Origin of the sequence: Paenibacillus lutimineralis, assembly GCF_003991425.1 — a bacterium.
GTDB lineage: Bacteria > Bacillota > Bacilli > Paenibacillales > Paenibacillaceae > Fontibacillus > Fontibacillus lutimineralis.
The window spans coordinates 434239-458069 of the sequence record NZ_CP034346.1 but is presented as its reverse complement, the minus strand read 5'-3'; the positions used below and the strand labels follow the sequence as shown (position 1 = coordinate 458069).

Annotated in this window: 22 protein-coding genes and 1 riboswitch; of the genes, 7 read left to right on the top strand and 15 right to left on the bottom strand. The window is 47.6% G+C overall.

What is annotated here, in order from left to right; translation table 11 throughout:
• Window positions 1-85: 85 nt before the first annotated feature.
• Window positions 86-397, bottom strand: coding sequence for a hypothetical protein (locus tag EI981_RS02100; protein WP_126995002.1), 312 nt, complete (start codon window positions 395-397; stop codon window positions 86-88).
• A 247-nt stretch (window positions 398-644) separates the two neighbouring features.
• Complete coding sequence (locus EI981_RS02095) at window positions 645-1691, bottom strand: NAD(P)/FAD-dependent oxidoreductase (RefSeq protein ID WP_126995000.1); 1047 nt, start codon at window positions 1689-1691, stop codon at window positions 645-647.
• A gap of 297 nt (window positions 1692-1988) precedes the next feature.
• Here EI981_RS02095 and EI981_RS02090 point away from each other — a divergent pair, with 297 nt between their 5' ends.
• Together EI981_RS02090 and EI981_RS02085 are read left to right on the top strand one after the other, a co-directional pair.
• On the top strand, window positions 1989-3017 hold the full coding sequence (locus EI981_RS02090; RefSeq protein ID WP_126994998.1) for an ATP-binding cassette domain-containing protein: 1029 nt from the start codon (window positions 1989-1991) through the stop codon (window positions 3015-3017).
• Window positions 3014-3826 (top strand): ABC transporter permease, encoded by an 813-nt coding sequence (locus tag EI981_RS02085; protein ID WP_126994996.1) that lies wholly within the window; start codon window positions 3014-3016, stop codon window positions 3824-3826. The genes EI981_RS02090 and EI981_RS02085 overlap by 4 nt, the downstream gene beginning before the upstream one ends.
• A gap of 23 nt (window positions 3827-3849) precedes the next feature.
• Here EI981_RS02085 and EI981_RS02080 read toward each other — a convergent pair whose 3' ends face one another.
• From EI981_RS02080 to EI981_RS02065, 4 genes are all read right to left on the bottom strand, one after another.
• Window positions 3850-4365, bottom strand: coding sequence for a ClbS/DfsB family four-helix bundle protein (locus EI981_RS02080; RefSeq protein ID WP_126994994.1), 516 nt, complete (start codon window positions 4363-4365; stop codon window positions 3850-3852).
• 184 nt (window positions 4366-4549) lie between these two features.
• Window positions 4550-4753, bottom strand: coding sequence for a cation transporter (locus EI981_RS02075; protein ID WP_126994992.1), 204 nt, complete (start codon window positions 4751-4753; stop codon window positions 4550-4552).
• Window positions 4754-4811: 58 nt separating this feature from the next.
• Window positions 4812-7232: a heavy metal translocating P-type ATPase gene (locus tag EI981_RS02070; RefSeq protein ID WP_126994990.1), complete on the bottom strand. Its 2421-nt coding sequence runs from the start codon at window positions 7230-7232 to the stop codon at window positions 4812-4814.
• Window positions 7233-7449: 217 nt separating this feature from the next.
• Window positions 7450-7650 carry a copper ion binding protein gene (locus EI981_RS02065; RefSeq protein WP_068779339.1) on the bottom strand — a complete coding sequence of 67 codons (201 nt, stop codon included), beginning with the start codon at window positions 7648-7650 and terminating at the stop codon, window positions 7450-7452.
• Between the two features lie 271 nt (window positions 7651-7921).
• Here EI981_RS02065 and EI981_RS02060 point away from each other — a divergent pair, with 271 nt between their 5' ends.
• Window positions 7922-8572, top strand: a complete 651-nt coding sequence (locus EI981_RS02060) for a TetR/AcrR family transcriptional regulator (protein WP_126994988.1) — start codon at window positions 7922-7924, stop codon at window positions 8570-8572.
• A 124-nt stretch (window positions 8573-8696) separates the two neighbouring features.
• Here EI981_RS02060 and EI981_RS02055 read toward each other — a convergent pair whose 3' ends face one another.
• Window positions 8697-11003, bottom strand: a complete 2307-nt coding sequence (locus tag EI981_RS02055) for a helix-turn-helix transcriptional regulator (RefSeq protein WP_126994986.1) — start codon at window positions 11001-11003, stop codon at window positions 8697-8699.
• Window positions 11004-11298: 295 nt separating this feature from the next.
• Between EI981_RS02055 and EI981_RS02050 the strand changes: the two genes are divergently transcribed.
• From EI981_RS02050 to EI981_RS02035, 4 genes are read left to right on the top strand one after another with little or no spacing between them, the layout of a single operon-like run.
• Window positions 11299-12246: an ABC transporter permease gene (locus EI981_RS02050; RefSeq protein WP_126994984.1), complete on the top strand. Its 948-nt coding sequence runs from the start codon at window positions 11299-11301 to the stop codon at window positions 12244-12246.
• Window positions 12247-12260: 14 nt separating this feature from the next.
• On the top strand, window positions 12261-13163 hold the full coding sequence (locus EI981_RS02045; RefSeq protein WP_126994982.1) for a carbohydrate ABC transporter permease: 903 nt from the start codon (window positions 12261-12263) through the stop codon (window positions 13161-13163).
• A gap of 55 nt (window positions 13164-13218) precedes the next feature.
• Complete coding sequence (locus EI981_RS02040) at window positions 13219-14856, top strand: type 2 periplasmic-binding domain-containing protein (protein WP_126994980.1); 1638 nt, start codon at window positions 13219-13221, stop codon at window positions 14854-14856.
• 32 nt (window positions 14857-14888) lie between these two features.
• On the top strand, window positions 14889-15752 hold the full coding sequence (locus tag EI981_RS02035; protein ID WP_126994978.1) for an MBL fold metallo-hydrolase: 864 nt from the start codon (window positions 14889-14891) through the stop codon (window positions 15750-15752).
• Between the two features lie 297 nt (window positions 15753-16049).
• Here the strand turns inward: EI981_RS02035 and EI981_RS02030 are convergent, their stop codons facing one another.
• From EI981_RS02030 to EI981_RS01995, 8 genes are all read right to left on the bottom strand, one after another.
• Window positions 16050-16634 carry a DUF1349 domain-containing protein gene (locus EI981_RS02030; protein ID WP_227011858.1) on the bottom strand — a complete coding sequence of 195 codons (585 nt, stop codon included), beginning with the start codon at window positions 16632-16634 and terminating at the stop codon, window positions 16050-16052.
• A gap of 95 nt (window positions 16635-16729) precedes the next feature.
• Entirely contained in the window at window positions 16730-16948 is a 219-nt protein-coding gene (locus EI981_RS02025) for a hypothetical protein (protein WP_126994974.1), read from the bottom strand.
• A gap of 136 nt (window positions 16949-17084) precedes the next feature.
• Complete coding sequence (locus EI981_RS02020; RefSeq protein ID WP_162616059.1) at window positions 17085-17843, bottom strand: DUF4097 family beta strand repeat-containing protein; 759 nt, start codon at window positions 17841-17843, stop codon at window positions 17085-17087.
• An 11-nt stretch (window positions 17844-17854) separates the two neighbouring features.
• Window positions 17855-18556 (bottom strand): ABC transporter permease, encoded by a 702-nt coding sequence (locus EI981_RS02015; RefSeq protein WP_126994970.1) that lies wholly within the window; start codon window positions 18554-18556, stop codon window positions 17855-17857.
• Window positions 18534-19274 (bottom strand): ABC transporter ATP-binding protein, encoded by a 741-nt coding sequence (locus EI981_RS02010; RefSeq protein ID WP_126994968.1) that lies wholly within the window; start codon window positions 19272-19274, stop codon window positions 18534-18536. The genes EI981_RS02015 and EI981_RS02010 overlap by 23 nt, the downstream gene beginning before the upstream one ends.
• Before the next feature lie 216 nt (window positions 19275-19490).
• Window positions 19491-20246, bottom strand: a complete 756-nt coding sequence (locus EI981_RS02005; RefSeq protein ID WP_126994966.1) for a response regulator transcription factor — start codon at window positions 20244-20246, stop codon at window positions 19491-19493.
• A gap of 99 nt (window positions 20247-20345) precedes the next feature.
• A complete protein-coding gene (locus tag EI981_RS02000; RefSeq protein ID WP_227011652.1) occupies window positions 20346-21449 on the bottom strand; it encodes a sensor histidine kinase in 1104 nt (367 codons plus the stop codon).
• Window positions 21450-21930: 481 nt separating this feature from the next.
• Entirely contained in the window at window positions 21931-23322 is a 1392-nt protein-coding gene (locus EI981_RS01995) for an alanine/glycine:cation symporter family protein (protein ID WP_126994962.1), read from the bottom strand.
• Window positions 23323-23497: 175 nt separating this feature from the next.
• A riboswitch (glycine riboswitch) is annotated at window positions 23498-23615 on the bottom strand.
• Window positions 23616-23831: the final 216 nt, after the last annotated feature.

Below are 23831 nucleotides of genomic sequence, written 5' to 3'. Positions count from 1 at the left end.
TCGACAACAAAGAAGGCAGTCCCCAAAGAGATAACCTGCCTTCCTTGTCTCTTGCCTACTTTAAGTATGTTGTCTGAAAGCAGTTTCACTCCATAGCCTGCATTTGATTCTGTACGGCCAGTACAGCAAATTTCCCCATTTGTTCGATCCGGACTGTAATCAGGCTACCATTCACTTGTCCTCCAAGCTCGTTCCATACCTTATTCGTCTCATCGAAATAATGTACAGCAGCCTGCTTCCCCGGTCCAATCTTCTCTGGATCAAATTTCAGAGTTAGAACAATCGGTTTCGCATAATGACTCGGAGGTTCCTTAAGTTCGAATACTTGGCTGGCAAGATTTCCTTCGACATTCGCCAACATAACAGCATCGGTTACCATGGTTATCAACATGATCATATTCCAGGTACTCTCCTCCTCTGAAATATCAAACAATCCTACTACATCTAACTCCACCCAGTCTAAACTGTAATGGCAAATGTAATCCGATAATCATCGTTATATATTCCATAGTAATATACTGTGATTCGACAAAATAGTGAGTGTTGTCATCACTTTTGTCATGTGACAGAAATCATACCCTTTGGAGAACCTAAAAAAGAGCCCAGCGTTCGTAACGCCAAGCCCCCGTTTAAAGAATAGTATTTCAATGCCTGTCTTCTTCAATGACACCAAGCGCACGATTCTTCTCTTTGAAGCGGCTGTTGTGCGACGACACATAAGCCACCTTTTCCGCTCCTGGATCTATGAACAGTTTGGCATTATTTACAGCCAGGACGGCGTCCGTAAAGGCCCCGGCGATAAGTCTAACCTTGTTGTCATAATCAACGAAATCTCCGGCTGCAAAAATGCCTGGTGTAGTCGTCTCCATCCGGGTATTTACGTTCACCGTCCATTCTCCAATATTCAAGCCCCAATCGCGGACAGGCCCGAAGTCGCTCCTCATTCCATGATTTACGATCACGTCATCCACATCGAGAGTTTCAGATCGACCGCTCTCTACATGGGTAATGCTTACCTGATTAATGAGGTTCCCGTCCTGACTGTGCAGCTTATCTACTACATAGGGAGTAAGGACATTTACAGTCGATTCCCGCATGCGGGTCACATTTCGTTCATGTCCTCCGAATTCATTCCTCCGATGCACTATCGTTACAGATGCAGCGACCAACTGAAGCTCGTTAGCCCAATCAACCGCGGAATCTCCTCCGCCCGAGATGACGATATGCTTGCCTCGGAATGCCTCTATCTCCTGTACCGTATAATGCAGGTTAGTTACCTCAAACCGATCCGCTCCCTCGATCTCTAGCTTGGCCATCTTACGAATACCATAGCCGATAGCCATGATGACAGTACGCGTCCAATGAACCTGGCCCGACGCCGTTCTTAAGAGGAAGGTACCGTCCTCCTGGCGCTCACACTCGCTTACCTGCTCACCGAGGACGATCGTAGGGTCAAAGGTTTGCGCCTGCTGAGCCAACTGCTTAATCAGCGTACCGCATAAAGTTGGAGTTACTCCGCCGACATCCCAGATCATTTTCTCTGGATACAACAGCATTCTTCCACCCAACTCCTGATTCGCGTCAATCAGCTTCGTCTTCATATCGCGCATGCCGCTGTAGAAAGCAGCATACATTCCTGCGGGTCCGCCTCCAATGATCGTAACATCATACAACTCCAATGGGTCCCCCATCCTGATTACTTCCCCCTCTATATTTTAATGATCCGGAGATTCGATCAGCCCCAGATCCGCTTATGGCATTACCATATTTTATAATCCAAATCCATTATCATTGAAAATGATTATCATTGTCAATGGACAAAAAAGATGATTGTCTTATATTTATTCAACTTTTCATTGTTTACATTCTGTTTAAAAAGCGGTGATATGATCCGGTTACGATAACAATTAAGGGTTCAAAAAGTACGGTTTTTAGCACAGGGAAGCAAGCTTTCTGAATCTATATGTTGTGGATTGGAGGAAATTAAATTGGGACAGAAATACAAAGAGACTAATAGTAACTGGGCCGTGGAGGCAAGTGGTCTGGTCAAAGTATTTGGAGATAATCGTGCGGTGGATGGTGTGGATTTAAATGTACGCGCAGGTTCGATCTATGGTGTGCTTGGACCTAACGGAGCGGGCAAGACAACGACGATTCGTATGCTAGCCACGCTGCTGCGTCCGGATGCCGGAACAGCGAAGATCTTCGGTCATGACGTGGTCAAGGAATCGCAGATTGTACGACAGTTGATCGGCGTAACGGGACAATATGCTTCCGTCGACGAGTCGCTCAGCGCTACCGAGAACTTGATCATCTTCTCGCGCTTGCTCGGCCTCTCGCGTAAAGAGGCAAAGACTAAGGCAGTGGAATTGCTCGAGGAATTCGGCTTGTCCGAGGCGGCAAAGCGTCCGCTCAAAAACTTCTCCGGTGGCATGCGGCGCAGACTGGACCTGGCTGCCAGCCTGATCGCCCAGCCACCACTCATCTTCCTCGATGAACCGACTACCGGGCTCGACCCACGTACGCGTTCCCAGATGTGGGATACGATACGCCGGTTAGTAGATACGGGATCAACCGTGCTACTGACGACGCAGTATCTGGAAGAGGCCGACCAACTGGCTGACCGGATTGCCGTAATTGATTATGGACGGGTCATCGCCGAAGGCACTGCCGATGAACTGAAGATGTCCGTCGGAACTTCCTCCCTGCATATACGGGTGCAGCATGCGCAAGACATCGAGAAGACTCGCCGTATGATCGAGCAGGTGCTGAAGGTGCCGTCGAGCATATCTTCGGAAGCCGGGGAGATCACGGCGCCGATGGCGAATGCTGATCTCGTCACCGATCTGCTGATCGCACTCCGTGGCGAAGGAATCACTCTCTCCGAGATGAGCGTACAGAAACCAACTCTCGACGAGGTGTTCCTGACGATCACCGGCCAACGGGCAACTGATGCGGCGGAGGATGCCACTGCACGAGCCTATGAATCCAAAACCATGGAGGGAACGACAGTATGAGAACTTCCATTCAAGCTGTATCTGAACGCAAATTAAAAAACAACACCAGCTTCATGCAATCGCTGCGTAATTCGCTTACGATGGCCTACCGCGGACTACTCAAAATCCGCCGTACGCCTGAGCAATTATTCGACGTCACGTTGCAGCCAATCCTGTTCACATTAATGTTCACGTATATTTTCGGTGGGGCGATCTCTGGCGATGTAGCCAGCTACTTGCCGGTCATTATCCCCGGTATTCTCGTCCAGACCGTGATCACGACCTCCGTCGTGACCGGCGTCCAGCTACGCGAGGATATGGACAAAGGCGTGTTCGACCGCTTCAAATCACTGCCGATCGCACGGATTGCTCCGCTCGCAGGAGCGCTGCTCGCTGATACGATCCGTTATACAATTGCGACCGTGCTGACCTTTGTGATGGGCTATATTATGGGCTACCGTCCAGGCGGAGGCCTGGAGTATGTCGCCCTTGCCGGGATTATCGTCATTGCCTCTTCCTGGGCGATCAGCTGGATCTTCGCCTTCTTTGGCGTCATTGCCCGCACAGCCTCAAGCGTACAGGGAATCTCGATGATCGTGTTGTTCCCGCTCACATTCCTCTCCAACGCCTTTGTACCGGTGGAGACGATGCCGAACTGGCTGCAGTGGTTCGTGAAGTTCAATCCGATCTCGCATCTGGTAACGGCCGTACGTGATCTGGCCAACACTGGCACTGTCGGCTGGGACTTGGGAATTTCCTTGATCGGCGCTGCGGTGATCGTCCTGATCTTTGCGCCGTTAACCGTGCGTGCCTATATGCGCCGGACTTAATGCATTAATTTTGTCGAGCCGCTCTATGTAGTGTACTTCTTCCACTTTCTAATCTTGGAGCGGAAATTCTGGAATGGGGCCGCCGAGTTAATATGAATCCAACGGACCATCGGCCAGTTTTCTTTGTCTCCCGTCCATTTACGGACACCTTGCGTGAATAGTTCCTGATCCGTCAGAGTCTCGATCCATTCCAACCATTGCTGTTCCTTCTTAAGGAATAAGGATCTGAGCTCTGGCAGGGACTTAGAGGAGTACTCATCGTAAAAAGACTGATACAATCCGCCAAGTTGATTCCATTTGTAACCCGGCGCGGGCATCCGTACTTCCCGGCCTTCACGCTCATCCTTGTCCCAGCCCATAACGAGGGATAGCCAGCCCAGCTGGTATGCGATGATCTCCGCAGGCGTCTTGTCCACTTCAGGAATGCGCCTGTCCTTTTGGCTGTTCTCGATTTCATCAAACTCAGCATCAAGCTGTATGTAACGGGAATGAATCGTATCAATTAGGTCCTGTTTGGATGCATACTCGTAACTTGCCATGGCTAACACTCCTTTGTTTTCTTGATGTAGTTATACCACATTGCAAGTGACAGCTGTCTGTCTTATTTTACAATATTATCATCACATTCTAGAGAGCACGCATCGATCATCTATGGAACGCCAAAGAACCCCTGCGGTTAAAGTATCCGGAAGATACTATGACCAGCAAGGGTTCTATTTATGATTACAACGCTACGCGGTAGCCTTTCGCTTCAATACTTGCTTTAATATCTGAAAGTCCCACTTTGGATGAGTCATATTTTACATTCACGGTGTGCTCTTCAAGGTTTACCTGTCCCTCAGCACCAATCGCTTCAAGCGCACCTTCGACCTTCTTCGCGCATTTACCGCAGTTCATACCCTCAACTTTAACTGTTGTTTCTTGCATATTCTCACCTCCTCCCTAACTGAGTTCCAAGCTCTTATTGCTGCTCTCTATTTATCAGTTATCCTCGTACCTTCACACGTTGTAGACGAAGTGCGTTCAGAACAACGGATACCGAGCTTAATGCCATGGCAGCTCCAGCTACCCAAGGCGCCAGGAATCCTAATGCTGCGATCGGAATCCCCAGGGTGTTATAACCGAGTGCCCAGAACAGGTTCTGCTTAATGTTGCGCATCGTCTTCCGGCTCATAAAGATCGCATCCGGAATACTGGACAGGTCACCGCGCATCAAGGTTACATCCGCTGCTTCCATAGCTACGTCTGTACCTGTACCGATCGCCATGCCGATATCTGCGGTTGCCAACGCCGGAGCATCATTAATGCCGTCGCCGACCATAGCCACCTTCTTGCCTTCTGCTTGAAGCTTCTTCACTTCCTCGGCTTTGCCTTCCGGCAATACCTCGGCGCGAACGTGATCGATACCGACTTGGTCGGCAATCGCTCTAGCCGTACGTTCATTGTCGCCGGTGATCATGATGACCTGGAGACCCATTTCCTTCAAGCGGCTTACCGCTGCCGCCGAGCTCTCCTTAATCGTGTCAGCTACAGCCACCATACCCGCATATTCGTTATTAATCGCGACCAGCATCGCCGTCTTGCCGGATTCCTCCAGCTTCGACATCGAGGCATAAGCATCTGTCGCGTCTACATTAAATTTATCCATCAAACGGCGCGTACCAATCAGCATATCGCTGCCTTCGACCACAGCCTTGATACCGAATCCAGGAATAGCCTCGAAGGAATCCGTACCCGGCTGCTCTATATTCTTCGCCTTGACTCCCTCAACGATCGCTTCAGCGAGCGGATGCTCCGAATTTTTCTCCGCTGCACCAACTAATTTTAGGAACTCAGCCTCATTCCGTTCTGTCAGCACATCGGTAAGCTCAGGTTTGCCTTTGGTAACTGTTCCTGTCTTATCCAGGATAATGGCGTCGATCCTATGCGTCTGCTCCAGATGCTCGCCGCCTTTGAACAGGATGCCGAATTCTGCCGCACGGCCAGATCCAGCCATAATCGAAGTCGGAGTAGCGAGACCGAGCGCACAAGGACAGGCAATGACGAGCACGGCGATCGCTTTTTCCAAGGAACCGGCAAAGTCCCCCGGCGAGACAAGGAAGTACCAGATAAGGAAAGTAACCAGCGCGATCCCAACCACAATCGGAACGAAAATGCCGGAAATCACATCAGCTACACGCTGAATCGGCGCCTTCGAGCCTTGGGCCTCTTCCACGACTTTTATAATCTGCGCGAGTGCCGTCTCTTTGCCAACCTTGGTCGCACTAATTCTGAGCATGCCATTCTTGTTCATGGTTGCGCCGATAACGGTATCGCCCGCCTTCTTCTCTACGGGAATGCTCTCACCTGTCAGCATCGACTCATCCACCGACGACATGCCTTCCAGCACTACGCCGTCAACCGGAACTTTATCGCCTGGGCGAACGAGTACGACATCCCCCGTAATCACTTCTTCGATCAGAATGCTTAACTCCTGACCGTCACGGACGACTAGAGCTGTCTTCGCCTGCAAGCCCATCAACGACTTGATCGCTTCCGACGAACGTCCCTTTGCCAGGGCTTCGAACAGCTTACCCATGACTACCAGCGTAATTAGCACGGCGCTGGTCTCATAATACATCGATGGTCCATGATGAACATCGGCACCGTTCGCAGCCCACGCAATCGTTAGATATAAGCTGTAGAAATAAGCTGCTGAGGTACCAAGTGAGATGAGCACATCCATGTTGGCACTGCCGTTGCGAAGCGCTTTGTACGCTCCGATGTAGAACTGTCTACCTATATAGAACTGAACTGGCGTAGCCAGAATCAGTTGGAACCATGGATTCATGAAAAGGTCCGGGACCCAGATCCATGATGTAAAGGAGAAATGACCCACCATCGACCACAATAACGGCAAGGAGAGGATCGCCGACACGACCAACTTGCGCTTCTGACGGGTTATCTCTTGCTTACGATGCTCGGATGGATCCGCTTGCTCCTGCTTGAGGGAGGCTTTATAGCCTATCTTCTCTACCCTTTGCTGCATATCGGGGACGCTGACTTCAGCCGGATTATACTCCACATGAGCGGTCTCCATCGCAAAGTTCACGGTCGCTTGACTCACACCGGGTATCTTATTCAGTGTCTTCTCAATTCTCGTGGCACAGGCTGCGCAAGTCATGCCGCTTAATTCTAGCTCTACCTTCTCCTTGATGGTGTCATAACCGAGCTTCTGGATGCTCTGCTCCATCCTTGCTACATCGACGACACTTGGATCATAGGTAACTGTCGCCCGCTCAATCGCGAAGTTCACATTCGCTTCCGATACGCCTTCGAGCTTATTTAAACCTTTCTCAATCCGATTCGCACAGGCCGCACAAGTCATCCCCGTTATCTGCAAGGATGTCTGTTTCGTTCCTTCCATTTATATCACCCGCTTAAAATTAGGATAATACTCTAATGCATGTTCAAAAAGTCCGGTTTTCAGCACCGAGAAGGTTGGATGAAGCTAGGGCCCGAGGAGCGGAGCGTACGTTTTGGGTACGTGAGCACCGGAAGGCCCGGCTGAATTCAAGATTCGATGTCGAATATGCTCTCAGTGTTACTTCGTGATCAAAAGGGGACTTTTTGAACTACCTTTATTACTCAACGTCGTAGCCTTGATCCTCGATGGCTTCCTTAATATGGTCCAGGGAGAGCTTGCTCTCGTCGAACTCTACAGCAACCGTTCCCTTCTCCAGATCAACCGTTCCTTTTGCCCCGATCTCTTTCAAAGCACCCTCCACCGAGTTGACGCAATGGTTGCAAGACATTCCCTTCACGTTAAGCAATACATTTTCCATTTCGATTCCCTCCTGAGTTGTTTAAAGTTTGCCAATAACTTATGGCGTTATTATTATCTTTCCTCAATTCCATAACCATATAGTACATATCATTGAGCGGCCTGATTACAAACATAGTATACCCCCCTACCCTATATTTAGTCAATGCTTATTCTCAGCAAATCCCAAATAAAAATTTCCCTATGTTAAATTCGTAGCAGACATCCATCATTGTCCAGTAAATGGAGGAACGTTATAATAATACGATAACGACGATTTTGGAGGCTTCCGTATGGATCCGAAAACGAGGCACAGAAACGAATTACAGCGCGGGAAACAGAGTAGAATTCAGCTCGTCATCGAAGCGGCCGAAGAAGTGTTCAAAGAAAGAGGAATTGATCAGACGACGATGCAGAATATCGCGGATCGAGCTTGTGTTGGCGTAGCTACCGTATTCCGCTTCTTCCCGAAGAAGGAGAAGCTTGTTGTCGCCGTGGCGACAAGAAATCTGGAGACGGTACTGCATACCTTTCATACAATCGCCGAAATGAAGGTGTCCTGTTATGAGAAGATTAGCCTTCTCTTTGATGATTTCATAACTCTACTCAATAGCGACGATAGTTCCAATGTGAAGCTGCTTGAAAATTTTGAGAGCTATGCCGCCTACTACAAAGAACCCATCGAGGATATCGATATCTTCAATAAGATATATCGGCAAATTTCCGACGTCTTCTCGACCATTATCCAGCAAGGGATGGAGGACGGCTCCATAAGGAACGATATTCCGGTAGATAAAGTACTGACAACGGTCATCAACACATTCGGGAATTTCGCAAGAAAGCTGTCCCTTCAGAAAAACATTCTCACCGTCGAGCCTGACCTGGATCCGAAGGAACAACTGCTGATTTTGAAGGATATCCTGCTTAGTTATCTTAAGGGTTAAGCTCAGCCATGAGCCGTATGAATCGCTATTCAATGTTCCACAATGAAGAACTGTATAATTTGAGAAGAGGCCTGCTAATGAATCGCCATTAGCGGGCCTCTCTGTCTAATAGTGAGATGAAGCATCAGCTCGAAAGATTCTGCCTGACGGAGCGGTATTTGGTGGGAGAAACCCCCTCACGTTTACGGAAGGCCCGCGAGAAATTGTTCTCATCCACGAATCCAACCTGCTCTACAATTTCTTTGATGGAGAAGTTGGTCGTCTCGAGCAGTTCCTTAGCCTTCTCAATACGAATTCTAGATACATATTGCATAAGAGGAAGCCCGTTCTTGTTCTTGAAATAGCGTGTTACGTAAGAAGGCGTCAAAGATAGCTGCTCAGCCACCGTCGAAAGACTCAGATTGTAATCCGCATAATTCTGGGCCACATAGCTCAGCATTGACGAATACAGGCGGTCCTCATTCGAATCCTCTCCAAGGCTGTCCTGGATGCTGCGGGATACATCAAGCAGATTGGCGCAGGCTTCCCCGACTGTCTCGGAATGTTGATCAGCCAGCGTCTCCAGTTTATACTTAATCGCTTCGCGGTGGGAAAGTGAGATATTGTTCACGATTTGATTCAAAGTAAATATCATCTGCAGAAAAGTTAGGCGAAAGGTCGAAGCATCCTCCAGCCAAGTGAACCTCTCCTTCAGTTCCTGAATCAATCGCTGTAATCTCTCCGGATCCTTCGAGCATACCGCAGCATGTAATTCCTCCGCCATATCGGTAATCTGGCGTTTATCGCCGACCATATGCCCCTCTATTTTCTGCTGCTGCAAGACCTCCGACTGGGTGATGATCGATTGCTTGCCTGCAAAAATACGGTACTCAGCCAACGATGTGGCTGAATTATAGGATTGGTACAATTCCGCCGCCGATTGAGGTTCGCCGATCGTACAGGACAGGGAAAGTTTAAAGTGCCTGTCCATAAATTTCAGAACCTGGGCTGCGAATGCCCGACTTCGCTCCTCCCATTGATCTACGAACTCCTTATTCCATGATACGATGCCTACAATGCCGTTATCGATCGCCAGATCCAGCGCATAATTAATACCATGCTCTCCAGACAAATTCTCAAACACATTGCATACCGCGTATTTTAACAGCCATTGCTCGCTCAGCGGCTCTTTACCCACCTTCGAATTGTAGTCATCGAACATAATCACCAGCACATTGCCCCATTCTCGGCTGCCAAGCAGCTTATGGAGCACGCTGCGGTTAGCCTGCGTCGTGTTATCTACATTTAATTTGCCCATTAACACGGCGAGCAGCAGCTGATTCCGAGTCAATATCTCCTGATTATGCATCATATGAGACATATTGATGCTCTCGTCCCTCATTTGCTCGATATAACGCGTGAGCTGGGCAAGTTCATCTTCATCATGAGCGGTGGATCTCTCCGTTAGCGAAGGAAGACGGCTGGACAGCTCCTGGATCGGCTCATAGCTCTTGCGGGCCGAGCGGAAGCTAAGCACCAGTCCAAGTCCCAGTGACAGCAGTACAATTCCGAGCGAGACCGTAAGCGCAACATAATATTCATGGAAATAAGCATTGCGCTGGGTAGCGTTCACCACATGGAACTGCTGCTTCTCAGAGGTTTCCTGCAAGAGAAGATATCCACGGAACCTCTGCTCCGAATTCTGGACAGCAAGCGCCAGCTCTCTCCAATCCAAATCAGGACTTCCGTCCAGGTAGATGAACGGCGTACCGTAGCGATCAAAAATAATCAGACTGCTTGCCGGGTCGATTGTCCTCTGGAAGCTGTCTATCATAGCCGCATAATTCAATTTATAGATCATGATTCCATTTGAATAAGGCGTACTGTCCAACGGTACTAGAAGCAACAATACGTGATCCCTGCCCCCTTGGTTATGCTCGTTTGTTAATGAGGACAGCAGCATCGGCGTCTTTAACTCCTCCATCAGCGAACGCAGGCTCTCCGGTGCGATCTTGCTCCGGCAGATGAGCTGGACATAGCTCTCCGCCGTATACATCCCCGTATCTGTAAAGATGACATCCTCCAATGAGCTATACGGCGTGTTCCTATAAAATAGACCGATCGAATCAAGCTCCGAAGAAGGCGCTTTCAACTTGTCCAGCTCATCAGCAATCAAATACGGGTAATTGATCTGCTCGTGTAATTGATAAGGAAGCAGCCTGGTGTCATGTGAGACGGATAAGGTCAGCTTCTGCAGATCAAGGATCCGGGTATCCAACAGCTCGGTCATGTGCGCCATGAATCGATGAGTATTCTCCGTCAGACGATGATAGGTATTAGAGAGAGAAATAATATTAGTAATTAACAGCAATAGACCTGACACTGCCAGAATCAGCAAATACCTGCCAAGAAAATTTCGATACAGCTTCGATTGCAGGGCTTTCCGCACCATACTCACTTCCCATGATGAAATATGCAAAAAAGATTATATCGAGTATACGAATTTTGACCTGGGTTATCAATTCATCTGAGCTAAATAGCAAAAAAAGACGATTCACTGCGAAAATTGCCGGGTTCGATTTCACGCTGAATATCAATCCTTGCCGTCAAAAGCCAAATTCCGGTGATTGCCCCATCCAGGCGGATTCTTTAATATCAAGGCCATAGAAACGCGATTCCGGCCGGACTCGGTTCTGATCCACAAAATATACAACCTATGATCTGCTAAGGAGAAGGAGGCTTAACTTATGCCTGTAAAGGCTAAATCGGCGCCTGCTTCGGTCCATAAATCCGCCAGAAAGAAACTAGGCATACGGAACAACTGGGATTACCTGATCTTCATTATCCCGGTCATCCTTTACTTTCTTATTTTCTGTTATGGCCCGATGTACGGCGTACAGCTGGCATTCAAACGCTTCAACCCGGCTCTTGGGATCACATCGAGTCCCTGGATCGGAACGGATAATTTCGAGCGGCTGTTTGGATCTTTCCAATTTGCCCGTATTTTAAAGAATACGTTAGTTATCAATTTGCTTAAAACCTTCATCAGCTTCCCAATACCAATCATCCTTGCGCTTATGTTCAATGAGATTCGACGGGAAAGATTGAAGAAGACATTTCAGACGATCACTTACGCTCCATATTTTATTTCCACGGTTGTCTTCGTCGGGATAATCAATTTATTCCTCACCGGAGAGAACGGCTATATCAACAATGTTCTGGAGATGTTTGGAATCGCTCCAATTCCCTTTCTTACCTCTCCCGATTATTTTTCCGGAGTCTATGTCGGCTCTGATATATGGCGTAATAGCGGGTGGAACTCGATTATCTTTATTGCCGCATTATCGGGAGTGGACCCCCAACTGCATGAATCAGCGCAGATTGACGGGGCCAGTCGGTTCAAGAGAATTATTCATGTGAATCTCCCTTGTATTATGCCGACCATTGTTATTCAATTCATTCTACAGATGGGGAAAATGATGACTCTCAGCTACGAGCGCATTCTTCTCATGCAGAACAGCCTCAATATTGAGGCGTCCGAAGTCATATCTACTTATGCTTACAAGACAGGTCTGATCAATATGGATTACGGATTCTCTACTGCCGTGGGACTCTTCAATAACGTCATTAACATCGTACTGCTGTTGGCCGCCAACAAGATCGCCAAACGCTACAGCAGCAGTAGTCTGTTCTAGAAGGAGGGAAAACCATGGAAGCAGCTTCACAGCGCATTCGGGAGTCTCAGGGAGATCGCGTATTTCTAACTATTACTTATATTCTGATCGGGATCCTGGTGCTGGCTATCCTCTACCCGCTCATTTATGTAGTCAGCGCTTCACTCAGCGATCCCAAGCTGGTCATTTCCGGAAAAGTCGGACTGATTCCGAAGGGGTTCAATCTGGAAGCCTATCAGCGGGTGTTCATGAATCACGAAATCTGGATCGGATATCGCAATACGATTCTGTATGCAGTCATCGGCACCGCCGTCAATATCGCGCTCACCATGATGGGTGCTTATCCACTGTCACGCCGGAATTTCCCTTGGCGCAGGTCCTGCATGGTGTTCTTTACGATCACGATGTTCTTTAGCGGAGGGATCGTCCCTATGTACCTACTCGTCCGCGATCTCGGCTTGTATAATTCAATGTGGGCCTTGATCCTGCCGACTGCAATCAACGTTTATAACATGATTGTTGCAAGGACTTTTCTGGAGACGACCATAGACGAGCAGATCTATGAATCGGCTTATATCGACGGCTGCAGCAATATACGCGCCTTCTTCTCCATCGTGCTGCCGCTTAGCGCACCGATTATGGCCGTACTCGTTCTATTCTATGCCGTATATCACTGGAACTCTTACTTCGAGGCGATGATATATCTCAAAGACCGGACTTTGTATCCGCTACAGCTATTCCTCCGCGAGATTCTCGTGATGAACCAATCGGATAATGTCATGATGGATTCCATCGAGATGGACACGAGCAAATTCCTCGTCGCGGAAGGCGTTAAATATGCAGTAATTATCGTATCGAGCGTACCGATCCTCATGCTCTACCCGTTCCTTCAGAAGTATTTCGTAAAAGGAATGATGATCGGTGCCCTTAAGGGATGACGCTTTCGAGAGAACGAATTCACAAGTTACCATATAAAAGGAGTTGCTTACGATAATGAAAAAGAGACTTATCTTGCTGATTACGCTCGTGCAAATCGCGTCGCTTCTCACCTTAACTGCCTGTGGGACGACCAGCAAAGGAAATGCGGACGTTGCGGCCAAAGATGAAGAGACCGCGGCCAATATTACAAAGACTGGCCTTCCTATCGCCGATAAGCCGATTCATCTCCAGGGGCTTGTTGCCAAATACGAGCTTGTTACAGACTGGAACCAACATACGGGATTAAAAGACTACGCATCAAAATCTAATGTCATCATTGACTGGGATAGTGTGCCACAGAACGCTTTTGAAGAGCGACGAAACCTTCTGTTCGCTTCCAATGATCTGCCTGACTTCGTCATGCGGGCCGGTCTGACACCACAGCTCATCACTTCGTATGCGGCCGCGGGTCAAATTATCCCGCTTGATGATCTGATCGAAGCCGGCTATGCGCCTAATTTATCCGCGCTGATGGCAGCGGATGAAGGGATTCGCAAATCGATCACCTCGGCGGATGGCCATATCTACTCCCTACCCAATATCAGCGAAGCCGACGGGCGCATTGGTTCGTCATGGATTAACAAGAAGTGGCTGGACAAGCTCGGACTTGAAATGCCGACAACAATGGATGAATTCTATCAGGTCATGAAGGCGTTCAAGGAACAAGACCCCAACGGAAATAACAAGGCTGATGAAATCCCGCTCTCCGGATACAAGGAGAAAGCCAATAACGGGAACGAATTCTTCAAATCGTTCTACGGGAACTGGGGCTTCGGCGGCAATTCGGGAATTATCGCACCCTATATGGATGTAGATGATAATGGCAAGGTCCGTTATATTGCCACAGATGAGAAGTTCAAGGAGATGCTGACCTACTTCAGCAAGTTCTGGGCAGAAGGCTTGATCGATAAGGAGATGTTCTCACAGGATATGAACCAGGTTATAGCCAAGGTGGATGAGGAACGGATCGGCTACGTGGCCAAAGGTAACAACAATCTATGGATGGGCAAGAACCGCGGAGATTACGTGCAGAATCCGGTCATGAGAGCGATCGACGGCGATGTCTATTGGACAAGTGTCAGCCCGAAGGTACGGGATATCGGTTCCTTTGTCATTACCAGCAAGAATCCGAATCCGGAAGCTACACTGCGCTGGGGGGACTATTTCCTCAGTGAAGAAGGGACCGCCATGGCCCGCCTGGGGATCCAAGATGTGACCTACACGATCGACAGCGACGGATTCTACAAATTGAAGGATGAATACGCGAATAACCCTGATGGCCTTACTGTAGACGAAGCGCTCTCCGATTACACGATCTTCCAAGGCGGACAGATACCGCAGCGGGTTACACAGAAGGTCGATCAGAGCGCGGCTGTACTTCCTGAGATGATCGCTAATAAGGATGTCGTCCGTCCTTATCTCGTAGCCGATGAGAAGCTGATGATCCCGAACTTCTCCGAGGACGAGAATATCCAATTGAGTACCTATGCCACAGATATCGAAGCATATACCGAGGAACAGGTTGTCAAATTCATTACAGGTGCCAAATCACTTGATGAGTGGGATAATTATGTGAGTACACTCAATAAAATGCATCTGGATAAATATCTTGCGATTTACCAGGCGGCCTATGACCGCTGGAATCAGCAGTAACTATCCATGGAAGACGGGAAGGGGAAATCAGCATGAAATTTTACGGTACGAGCGCAGCCGAAGGGATTCCTAATCCGTTCTGCTCCTGTCCGGTATGCGACAATGCCCGGCGAACGGGCGGTTCAGAGATCCGGCGCCGCTCGATGATCCGGCTCAATGAGCAGGTATGCATCGATCTGAGCGCGGATTCCTTTCAGCAAGCGATCGAATATGGGGACTTCACCAAGCTTAAGGAGGTACTTGTAACACACACTCATGAAGACCATTTGAATTATATGATGATGAATGTACGCAATATGGCCATCGAACGCCAAGATGAACCATTACACTACTACTTCACCGATAAAGCCTATGAGATCGTTGATTTCTATCGGCAGAGCCGTCCGATCATCAAGGGGATGACAGCGGATCTGGAGAACCGCGGCATTATCACCTTCCATAAGCTCGAATTCAATAAGCCGGTAGAGATCGCAGACATGACCGTAACGCCGCTACGCGGTAACCATATCGGCAATATGGGTGAGAACTGCGCCAACTACTTGCTGCAAATGGCCGACGGGAAGAAATACTATTATGGCGTCGATACGGGGTGGTATTTACCGGATACGTTCAAGGCGTTGGAAGGCGCAGCGCTTGATGTGCTGATCAGTGAGTGCACCTTCGGCCTGACTGAGGGGCGCGGGCTCCATCCGGATGGGCATCTAGACGCATTAAGCTGTATGGAGCTGTTCCGTAAATTGCTGGAGCAAGGAACGATTCATGCTGGCTCCCGCATCTACCTGACCCATATTAACCACTACACTTCAACGCATGCCGAGCTGACGGAGTGGTTCGCCAAGCAGGATTTCCCGTGCGAAATAACCGTGACTTGGGATGGGATGGAGATCGCCGAATAGTGGATTGATTGAAAATGAAACCGTTCAATACCGACGGGGCAGGTCGTCGTGCATGCGCCTAGCGGCGGCGACTCTGCATGAAACGGAAAACCTGCAAATCTGCATCTATTTATCTTTAAATGGCCATAATTAGCAAAAAGCCTGCAAATCTGCAGGCTTTTTCGGTCTTCCATTTGAAATTGGACATTTTATCTCAAAAAAAACTGCACTTTCGCAGGAATTGTCACTTCACAAGGTCATTTAGGAGAATAAAACTGTATTATTGCAGTTTTGCCATGCTGGCACGATCGTTTTTGGCTATTTGCCTGCTCTAATGCTCTCCATCGTTACCTGCTCAAGATGAACATCCGAGAAGTCACTAATTAGTCCCTCGCCAGCTGGTGATTGAGAGACCAGTCCAACCTTGAGCGTATTCGAGGCTTTCAAGTTGAACACTCTGACCATTTGATAATGAGAGCCGTCCGTAGAGTAATGCATGGAGAAGGCATCGCCCTTCCGGCCAATTTGCAGCCATACGCTCTTATCTGTCAGGTTCTGGCCGTTGGCATCGTCAGATACTCCATTGGTAACGACACTAACTACCGAATATGTATTGAGATCCGTATATTCATAGCAGAGCTTGGCCCAGTGATCCTCTCGCTCGCTATCCATAATAAATAAAGCAGCTCCATCGAAGGTAGATATGAAGTCATGTCTTACTTTGGCGCGAAGCACGAAGTCACCTTGCACATTGGCATATAAGAAAGGCGCATTGTTCTTAACATCGCCACTCTCTGGATTGATGATATAATCTGTCTTCCCTGGAGCCGAGATCTGCAACAAATCACCATTCATTTCAAGCTGAGATTCGTTCAACCAATGATTAAATATATGCAAGACCATCTCTCCTAACATGAAGTTTGCTCCCATTATAGCTTATATCTGAATATACTAACAGATGCTTCCATGGAAACGATAGAGAGTGGTCTAATTAATAATCAGTCGTCCAGTGGAAGACTCTCAACTGCTGTAAAGAACACATCAAACATATCTATATCGAATTTAGCCTTGACGTACTCGGTGACCTTATCCAACTCTTCCAAACTGCTATATTCCAGGCACGGACGGCCTTCGCTCCACAATACCCTGCATTGAAATAATTGGACCACCTGCTCAATGATATAGTCTTGATCTGCTGCTCCACGATTAAGTACCAATGATCTGACGCTCCCTTCCTATGTGACTTTTCTCATTAGGCTATCACCTCCTATTATTCAAAATTTAAGCTAATTCTTCCGATGACATTTATCACATCTAGTATTTGGAGGAGGAAGGAGGACCAGCAATGGCCCTCTATTTAATATCGATGCTTCCTGAACGACTTCTGACGGTTAATGAGTTCTCCCCAGCGCCTATGATTCCGCTGATTTTCTTGTCAGTATTGGTCGTACGTGAGAGATTTTCCAAGTGAACCGCAGTATCTCCTTTGATGTTCTCTACCTCCAGCTTCAAGCTTGCTGGCACAGTCTGATAAACAACTTGAATATCACCTGTTTCGGTTTCAATGTTCCTTTCGCCCCGTTCATTAGCTCTTCTTAAGACGATATCTCCCGTCTTGGAGAAAGCCGTTATAACTTCTGCTTCCACTTCATCAAGCTTGACATAACCCGCCCGATCTTGAACCATCAGCCTTGAGAGAGATAACCCATGAATATGAATATCTCCATCATCACTCGTCAGCGTAACCTGCTCTACTGTGTTTTGGGGAATAGATATTTGAATCGTCCCCTCTTTGCCCCAAGTAAAGGCCGAGAAAGCCCCTCCCATTTGGCTCGTCTGTTGAATGATTAATTTATGATCTTGATGAGTTATCTTAACTGGAATCTTCTTCTTATCCTTCTGCTTCCCCTTAATATCTACGTGTACTTGATTGTCTGTAGATGACTTCACTTCAACATCCAATGAATCATTAAAGACTTCAATGCTTTGAATTTCATCCACCGGTATCTGCTTCACTATCTCCACATTCTCTGAGCCAACTGTCAATCCGATGACAAGCACTCCTACTACTACGACCATCAAAAATATCAAAATCCATTTATTCGTCTTCATCATGTTCTCCTCTAAACATCAATTCTATCAATTCTACGATACGATAAATAAGCTACAGCTAATCCCAGTAAGCAAAGAACAGCCGGTATACCGATAAATTGAAACATACTGACTGAGCTGCTTCCGTTAGAGACCATTGCATTAGATAGCGTTCCTATAATGACTGAACTCGTAATAGTCGTCGCAGTGGACTTTTTACGCATGCCGAAAAACAATGAAATAAGACTTAGTCCGGCTGTCATGACTGAAGCAATCAGGATCGAAGGAACGGTAGCAAATAGGTCGGTCATCGTTGCAGGGTCCTCGAAAAAATGAAGCTGCGGATTCAATAAAACCGTCACTCCTTCAATGAGCAAGGTGGAAATGACTATACTAGCGAAACAGAAACCGAGAACAATCATTAACTTGGCCTGGATGATCTTTTTGCGCTGTAAGGGATACGTAAACAAGAGCTGCATCGTCTTACTCTTATATTCTTCGATCACCATTCTGGAAATCAGAATCCCTGAGAATACGACAAAGGTAATGCGGATGAATATATTCGCAAGCGACATGAAATCTGCAAAATTGTAGAACATGGGCTCATCCTGGGCATTTGACATTAAAGCCATTCCTGCCGACAATACTAAAATAATCGCCATGCTAATCACGGCTTTGATACCGTATCCTGCTATCTGATTTTTATCCCACTCAATTTTGATCAGTTTTAACATGCCTGCTTCCCCCATGAATCAGTTTTAGAAAATACTCCTCCAAATTGCTCTCTTCCCTAATCTCCGACATCTTTACTTCCTTCAGCAGCTTCCCTTGATTAATAATCCCGATCGTATCCGCAACCGACTCAATCTCTGACACAATATGGCTGGAGACTAGAATGGTCATGCCGTACTCATTCTTCAGCTTCAGCAATAAAACCCGGATATCTATGATCCCCACGGGGTCCAAACCATTGATTGGCTCGTCCAGAATTAGAATGGCCGGGTTTGTAATGATCGCTCTGGCAATTCCCAATCGCTGCTTCATTCCTAACGAAAACTCGTGTACTTTTTTATGCTCTACCCCGTTTAGACCAACAATCCTAAGTGCTTCAGGAATACGTTCCTCGTTTGAACACCCCATATATTTGCAATGAAGCTTCAGGTTATCAATAGCTGTGAGACGCTCATAAAAAACCGGATATTCAATGATGCTGCCAATATGCTCCAAGTATTGATAAGACGAGTGAGATATAGGTTGCCCGAGTATACGAATCTCGCCTGATGTGGGCTTGACCAAATTCAGAATCATCTTCATAATGGTCGTTTTGCCTGCGCCATTCGGTCCCAGGAAACCGTATATTTCCCCCTTCTCGATATGCATGGTAACATCCGACACGATTTCTTCGCCTTTATATGCTTTTGATAATCGATCAATTTCGATCATTGTGTCCATCAGCTTCCTCTCCTTCATCCTGTTTAGATGAAGCGCCAGACCAAGCCAGTTTGATCTGAAAAGGTCCGCGCCAGCCTCTTGCTTCATTCATAGGGTAAGGCTTTTCTTTCCTATTCGGGATGCCTACATCGCCAACAGTCCTTTAACCTTCATCAACGGTATTAAAAAAAGCGCCAGCCGCTATTATAAATAGCTTCCGGCACTTCATATGGAATATTAGTCAGGGAACTCTCTTTGCCTCAAGGACTCCATTTTTTCAATCGTTTCCTTTTGCAACCTTCTTGAGACGGAGCATCTTGCACCATGGGCGAATAAGACAAGCCTGTTCTTCTTGTCAATCGATCTGATATTCGCCAGGTTGACGACAAATGCCCGGTGGCAACGGAAGAGGCGCTCATCATACCCTGCGATTTCATTTAGTTCAGCGTAAAATTCGAACGTTTTGGATTTCGCGATCAACCTGATTTTATGTGCGATTTCCATCGTCTCAAAATATAAAATTTCCGAAAAAGGAATTTGGAAGCTGGTGTATTTATTCTCGAAAGAGAACAGATCGGTACTTATAGGCACGGTCCTGCGTTCATCAGCAAGAAGCAAGCAAGCCTCTACCTTGTGGATAAACTCATCCTCTGGCAAATCCTTCTCGATAAAATCCAGGGCAGCTACCCGGTAAGCAAAGGTCTTGGGCGCCAACTCCGAATGCGTAGTGACAAAAACAATCGTGCCATATGGGTCTGTTCGCCTGATTTCCTGCGCCACTTCAAGCCCGGTATGCTTCTCGTTTTTAATTTCCAGATCCAGAAAATAAAGCTGATGATCGGCAGCGTTCTCGATTTGGGCCAACAAATGGTCCGGTTTGGCTGTCGAGAACAGGTTCCGGTAACGGATTTGATGCTTGAGGCATAGCTCCTTGACGATTCGTTCTAACCTCTGCTGCTGGATCAGATTATCCTCCAAAATAAATATATTCATGATCGTTCTCCAGACTTCCTTAATATAAGATGTTGTTCAAAAAGTCCATTTCAGCTGGGCCTTCCGGTGCTCACGTACCCACTACGTACGCTCCGCTCCTCAGTCCCTAGCTTCATCCAACCTTCTCGGTGCTGAAAACCGATCTTTTTGAACACGTAATATAAGTGTTTGCGAGAATAAATGAGGCTGGCTCTCCGATTCAAGTGAAGCATACTTATGGTCATTTAGCATTTGCTGCACATTAAATAAGCCTAATCCCCGCCCCTCGCCTTTGGTTGAGTACCCCCGCTCCCCCAGACTTCGCAGATCAATCCGTTCTTCACTGCTATTCTCAATGATCAGCCGCAGCGCACCGGGATCTTCCAACAATACGATCCATAGTTTACGCTCTTTCGTGGCGGCAGCCGCTTCAATCGCATTATCGAGCAATATGGAGAGAATCCGAGTAAAAGAAATCAGTTCCATCGGGATCACATGAACTGGCTCCTCGATTTCCAGCGAAACATCGATTTTCATTTGCTGTGCCAGCATAATTTTGGCCGCCAGGATACTTTTTACCTCTGAGATATGAAGGTTCCGCAGTTTCACGAAGCTGTATTCGTTCTTACGCAGGAACTGCCCAGTCGGTTTGACGGTGTTTTCAAATGCATGTCTGACTTGGTCCCAATCCTCTCTGTGAATCCCGTCCTCCAGCGTCAGGAGAATATTCGCATAATCATGGCGGAAGCCTCTGAATTCATCATAGATTTTCTCCAGCTGTGCCGTGTACTCCTTAAGCTGTACCAATTGCTCACTTTTGGACCTTTCCAGCTCTTTTTTTCGGATGTAATGATACTGGAACTGCATATACAGCAAAGCAACAACAAACAGCAGCCACATGCTCAAGAGGATCATTCGATGGTATGAGCTGTCATCCCCCGTCTGATTACTAATGGACAAAATCGGATACACCGAAACAATAATAATGATGAACAGAACAATCACAGGGACAAAAATGATTTTACCGTATTCTCGTATGAGCTGCTTGCCCAGTTGAGGAACAAAGCGACGTACCAATCGAAGCAGAATTTCATTGAGAATGGGCGGTGCCATCGCCGTGAAAAGATACGGAAGATATTCGATATTGGCTGATGACTGCCGGAAGATCAACTGAACGAGCCAAGTGATCGGAATCGCGGCCAAATACCCCAAGAATGAATTCATAATCAAGGCATATGCCCCATAAAAAATACCCAAAGCGGAAAATTGTTTGCGATTTTTGTAGTAGGAGATGCCGACAAAGCATGCAAATAACGAAACTGCCCCCCAGACCCCGATGAAATACGTTGAAGCCCAGCCTACTATTAAAAAGACCGCTAACCACACTATCACTTCTCTAGTTGTAAATGAGTAGCGTGAAACGGATTTGAAAATAAAAAAGAAGCTTAAAATTTGAATCGCCATAATCAGATTGAACATTACATGCACCACCATCTATTCAAAAACCCGGTACCTCAAAGGGATTTCTTGCATTACTTTTCATTTTAAAGCTAAAATTCGAAAATGTCTTGGTGAACATATCCTTGAAAATAGACACCTAGAAAAATCAAAAAGCACCCCCATCAGGATTCAGTAAGCCATCGACCCACGTTCCCTGAAGAGAGGTGCTCTATAAATTCATACCAGACGCTATATTTCCGCAGCCTTATTCTTCCTCTGCCAAGACCGACTGCATAGCCGCTTTCGGGGCGGTACGCTCTGAGTGCTTCTGTTCCTTCATATGCTGCAAATAGCGACGGGTCTCTGCCACTACGACTCCTGATAAGCCTAATAGAGCGATCAAATTCGGCAGTGCCATCAGCCCGTTCACAATATCAGCGAGCAGCCAGATGGCCTCCAGCTTGATAAATGCACCAAAAGCGATTAAGAGGATAAATACAACGCGGTAAGGCAGAATCGACTTCACACCGAACAAGTAAGTAATACAGCGCTCGCCATAATAATTCCAACCCAGAATCGTCGTAAATGCAAACAGCATCAGGCATAGCGTGAGAATGATCGAGCCATATGGGATTGCAGCATCAAAAGCGGCTTGGGTCATCATCGCTCCACGCTCAGCGCCTTGCCATACCCCTGTTACGATCAAGGTTAATCCCGTTAGGGTACAAATAATAATCGTGTCAAAAAAGGTCCCTGTCATCGATACTAGTCCTTGTTCCGCCGGCCACTTGGTCTTGGCAGCAGCAGCCGCAATCGGCGCGCTCCCGAGACCCGATTCATTGGAGAATACTCCGCGTGCAACACCGTTACGGATCGCCATCATCACCGTGGCACCGAGGAAGCCCCCGCCCGCCGCTGCTGGCTGGAATGCACTTTCGAAGACCAGCGCCACCGCATGCGGGATTTGATCAGCAAAGGTGAACAGCACGACGAGAGCAGCAACAATATAAAGAATAGCCATTAACGGTACAACCTTCGTTGAGACCTTGGATATACTCTTAATCCCGCCAAGGGTAACCAAAGCGGTTAACACTGTCATAATCCCCGCCGTCACGATAGCTGGTACGCCCCAGCTCGACTGCGTTGATGATACAATCGCATTCACCTGCGGGAACGTCCCGATGCCGAAGAGTGCAACTAGAACCCCACTTATAGCAAAGAATACAGCAAGAGGCTTGAACTTACTCCCTAGCCCCCGTTCAATATAATACATCGGTCCGCCAGAGACCTGACCTTTATCATCCATCGTCCGGTACTTCACAGCTAATAAGCCTTCAGCATACTTCGTCGCCATCCCGAAAAATGCGGCCATCCACATCCAGAACAAGGCTCCGGGACCCCCAACTTGGATTGCAGTGGCCACCCCGACGATATTCCCTGTGCCAACTGTTGCAGCCAGCGCCGTCGCCAAAGCGCCGAAGCTCGACACGTCTCCTTCGCCTTCGTTCTTCGCCTTAAATACCAGCTTTAAAGCGAGAGGCAGCCGGATGACCTGCAGTAGCCCGAGTCGACAGGTCAACCATATACCTGTCCCTACCAATAAGATGAGCAAGGGCGCTCCCCACACCCATTGATTAATCTGCTCTAATACTTGCATTTGCTTCTCCCCCCTCATGATGTTGCATTCTCCAAGAGTAGACATGAAAAAGAGCCAAATCCGAAGATTTGACCCTGGGGACATATTGCAGGTTGTCGGTACGTCAACCTGCAATGTGTGAAAGTATGCACATATAGGTTGAAGTTATATACCACATATAAATTCCGATACCGATCCCGCAATCCCTGTCCTTTTACCTGAGAGTTTTAACGCGGCGGTTCATGGGTTGCCCTGCCTGCGCGCGTATTGCCCCTTCGGTGCTCCATTGACGGAGTCTCTCCAGAGTCCTGTCCATTTACGGTCCTGCCTAGGTTGGGTGTTCCCATCCTTATAGCGCCTGAGAGTTTAATGCCCCTTCGGCCAAGCCCGATGCTTATCTCCCGTAAACTTCATCCAGTGTGTATGCAATTAGACGCTAATCATTATAGATTCTCTTGAGTGATTTGACAAGGAGGTTCGCAATATTGACGTTAATTCCCATACCCCAAAAAATGGCCCTTGATCGAGCC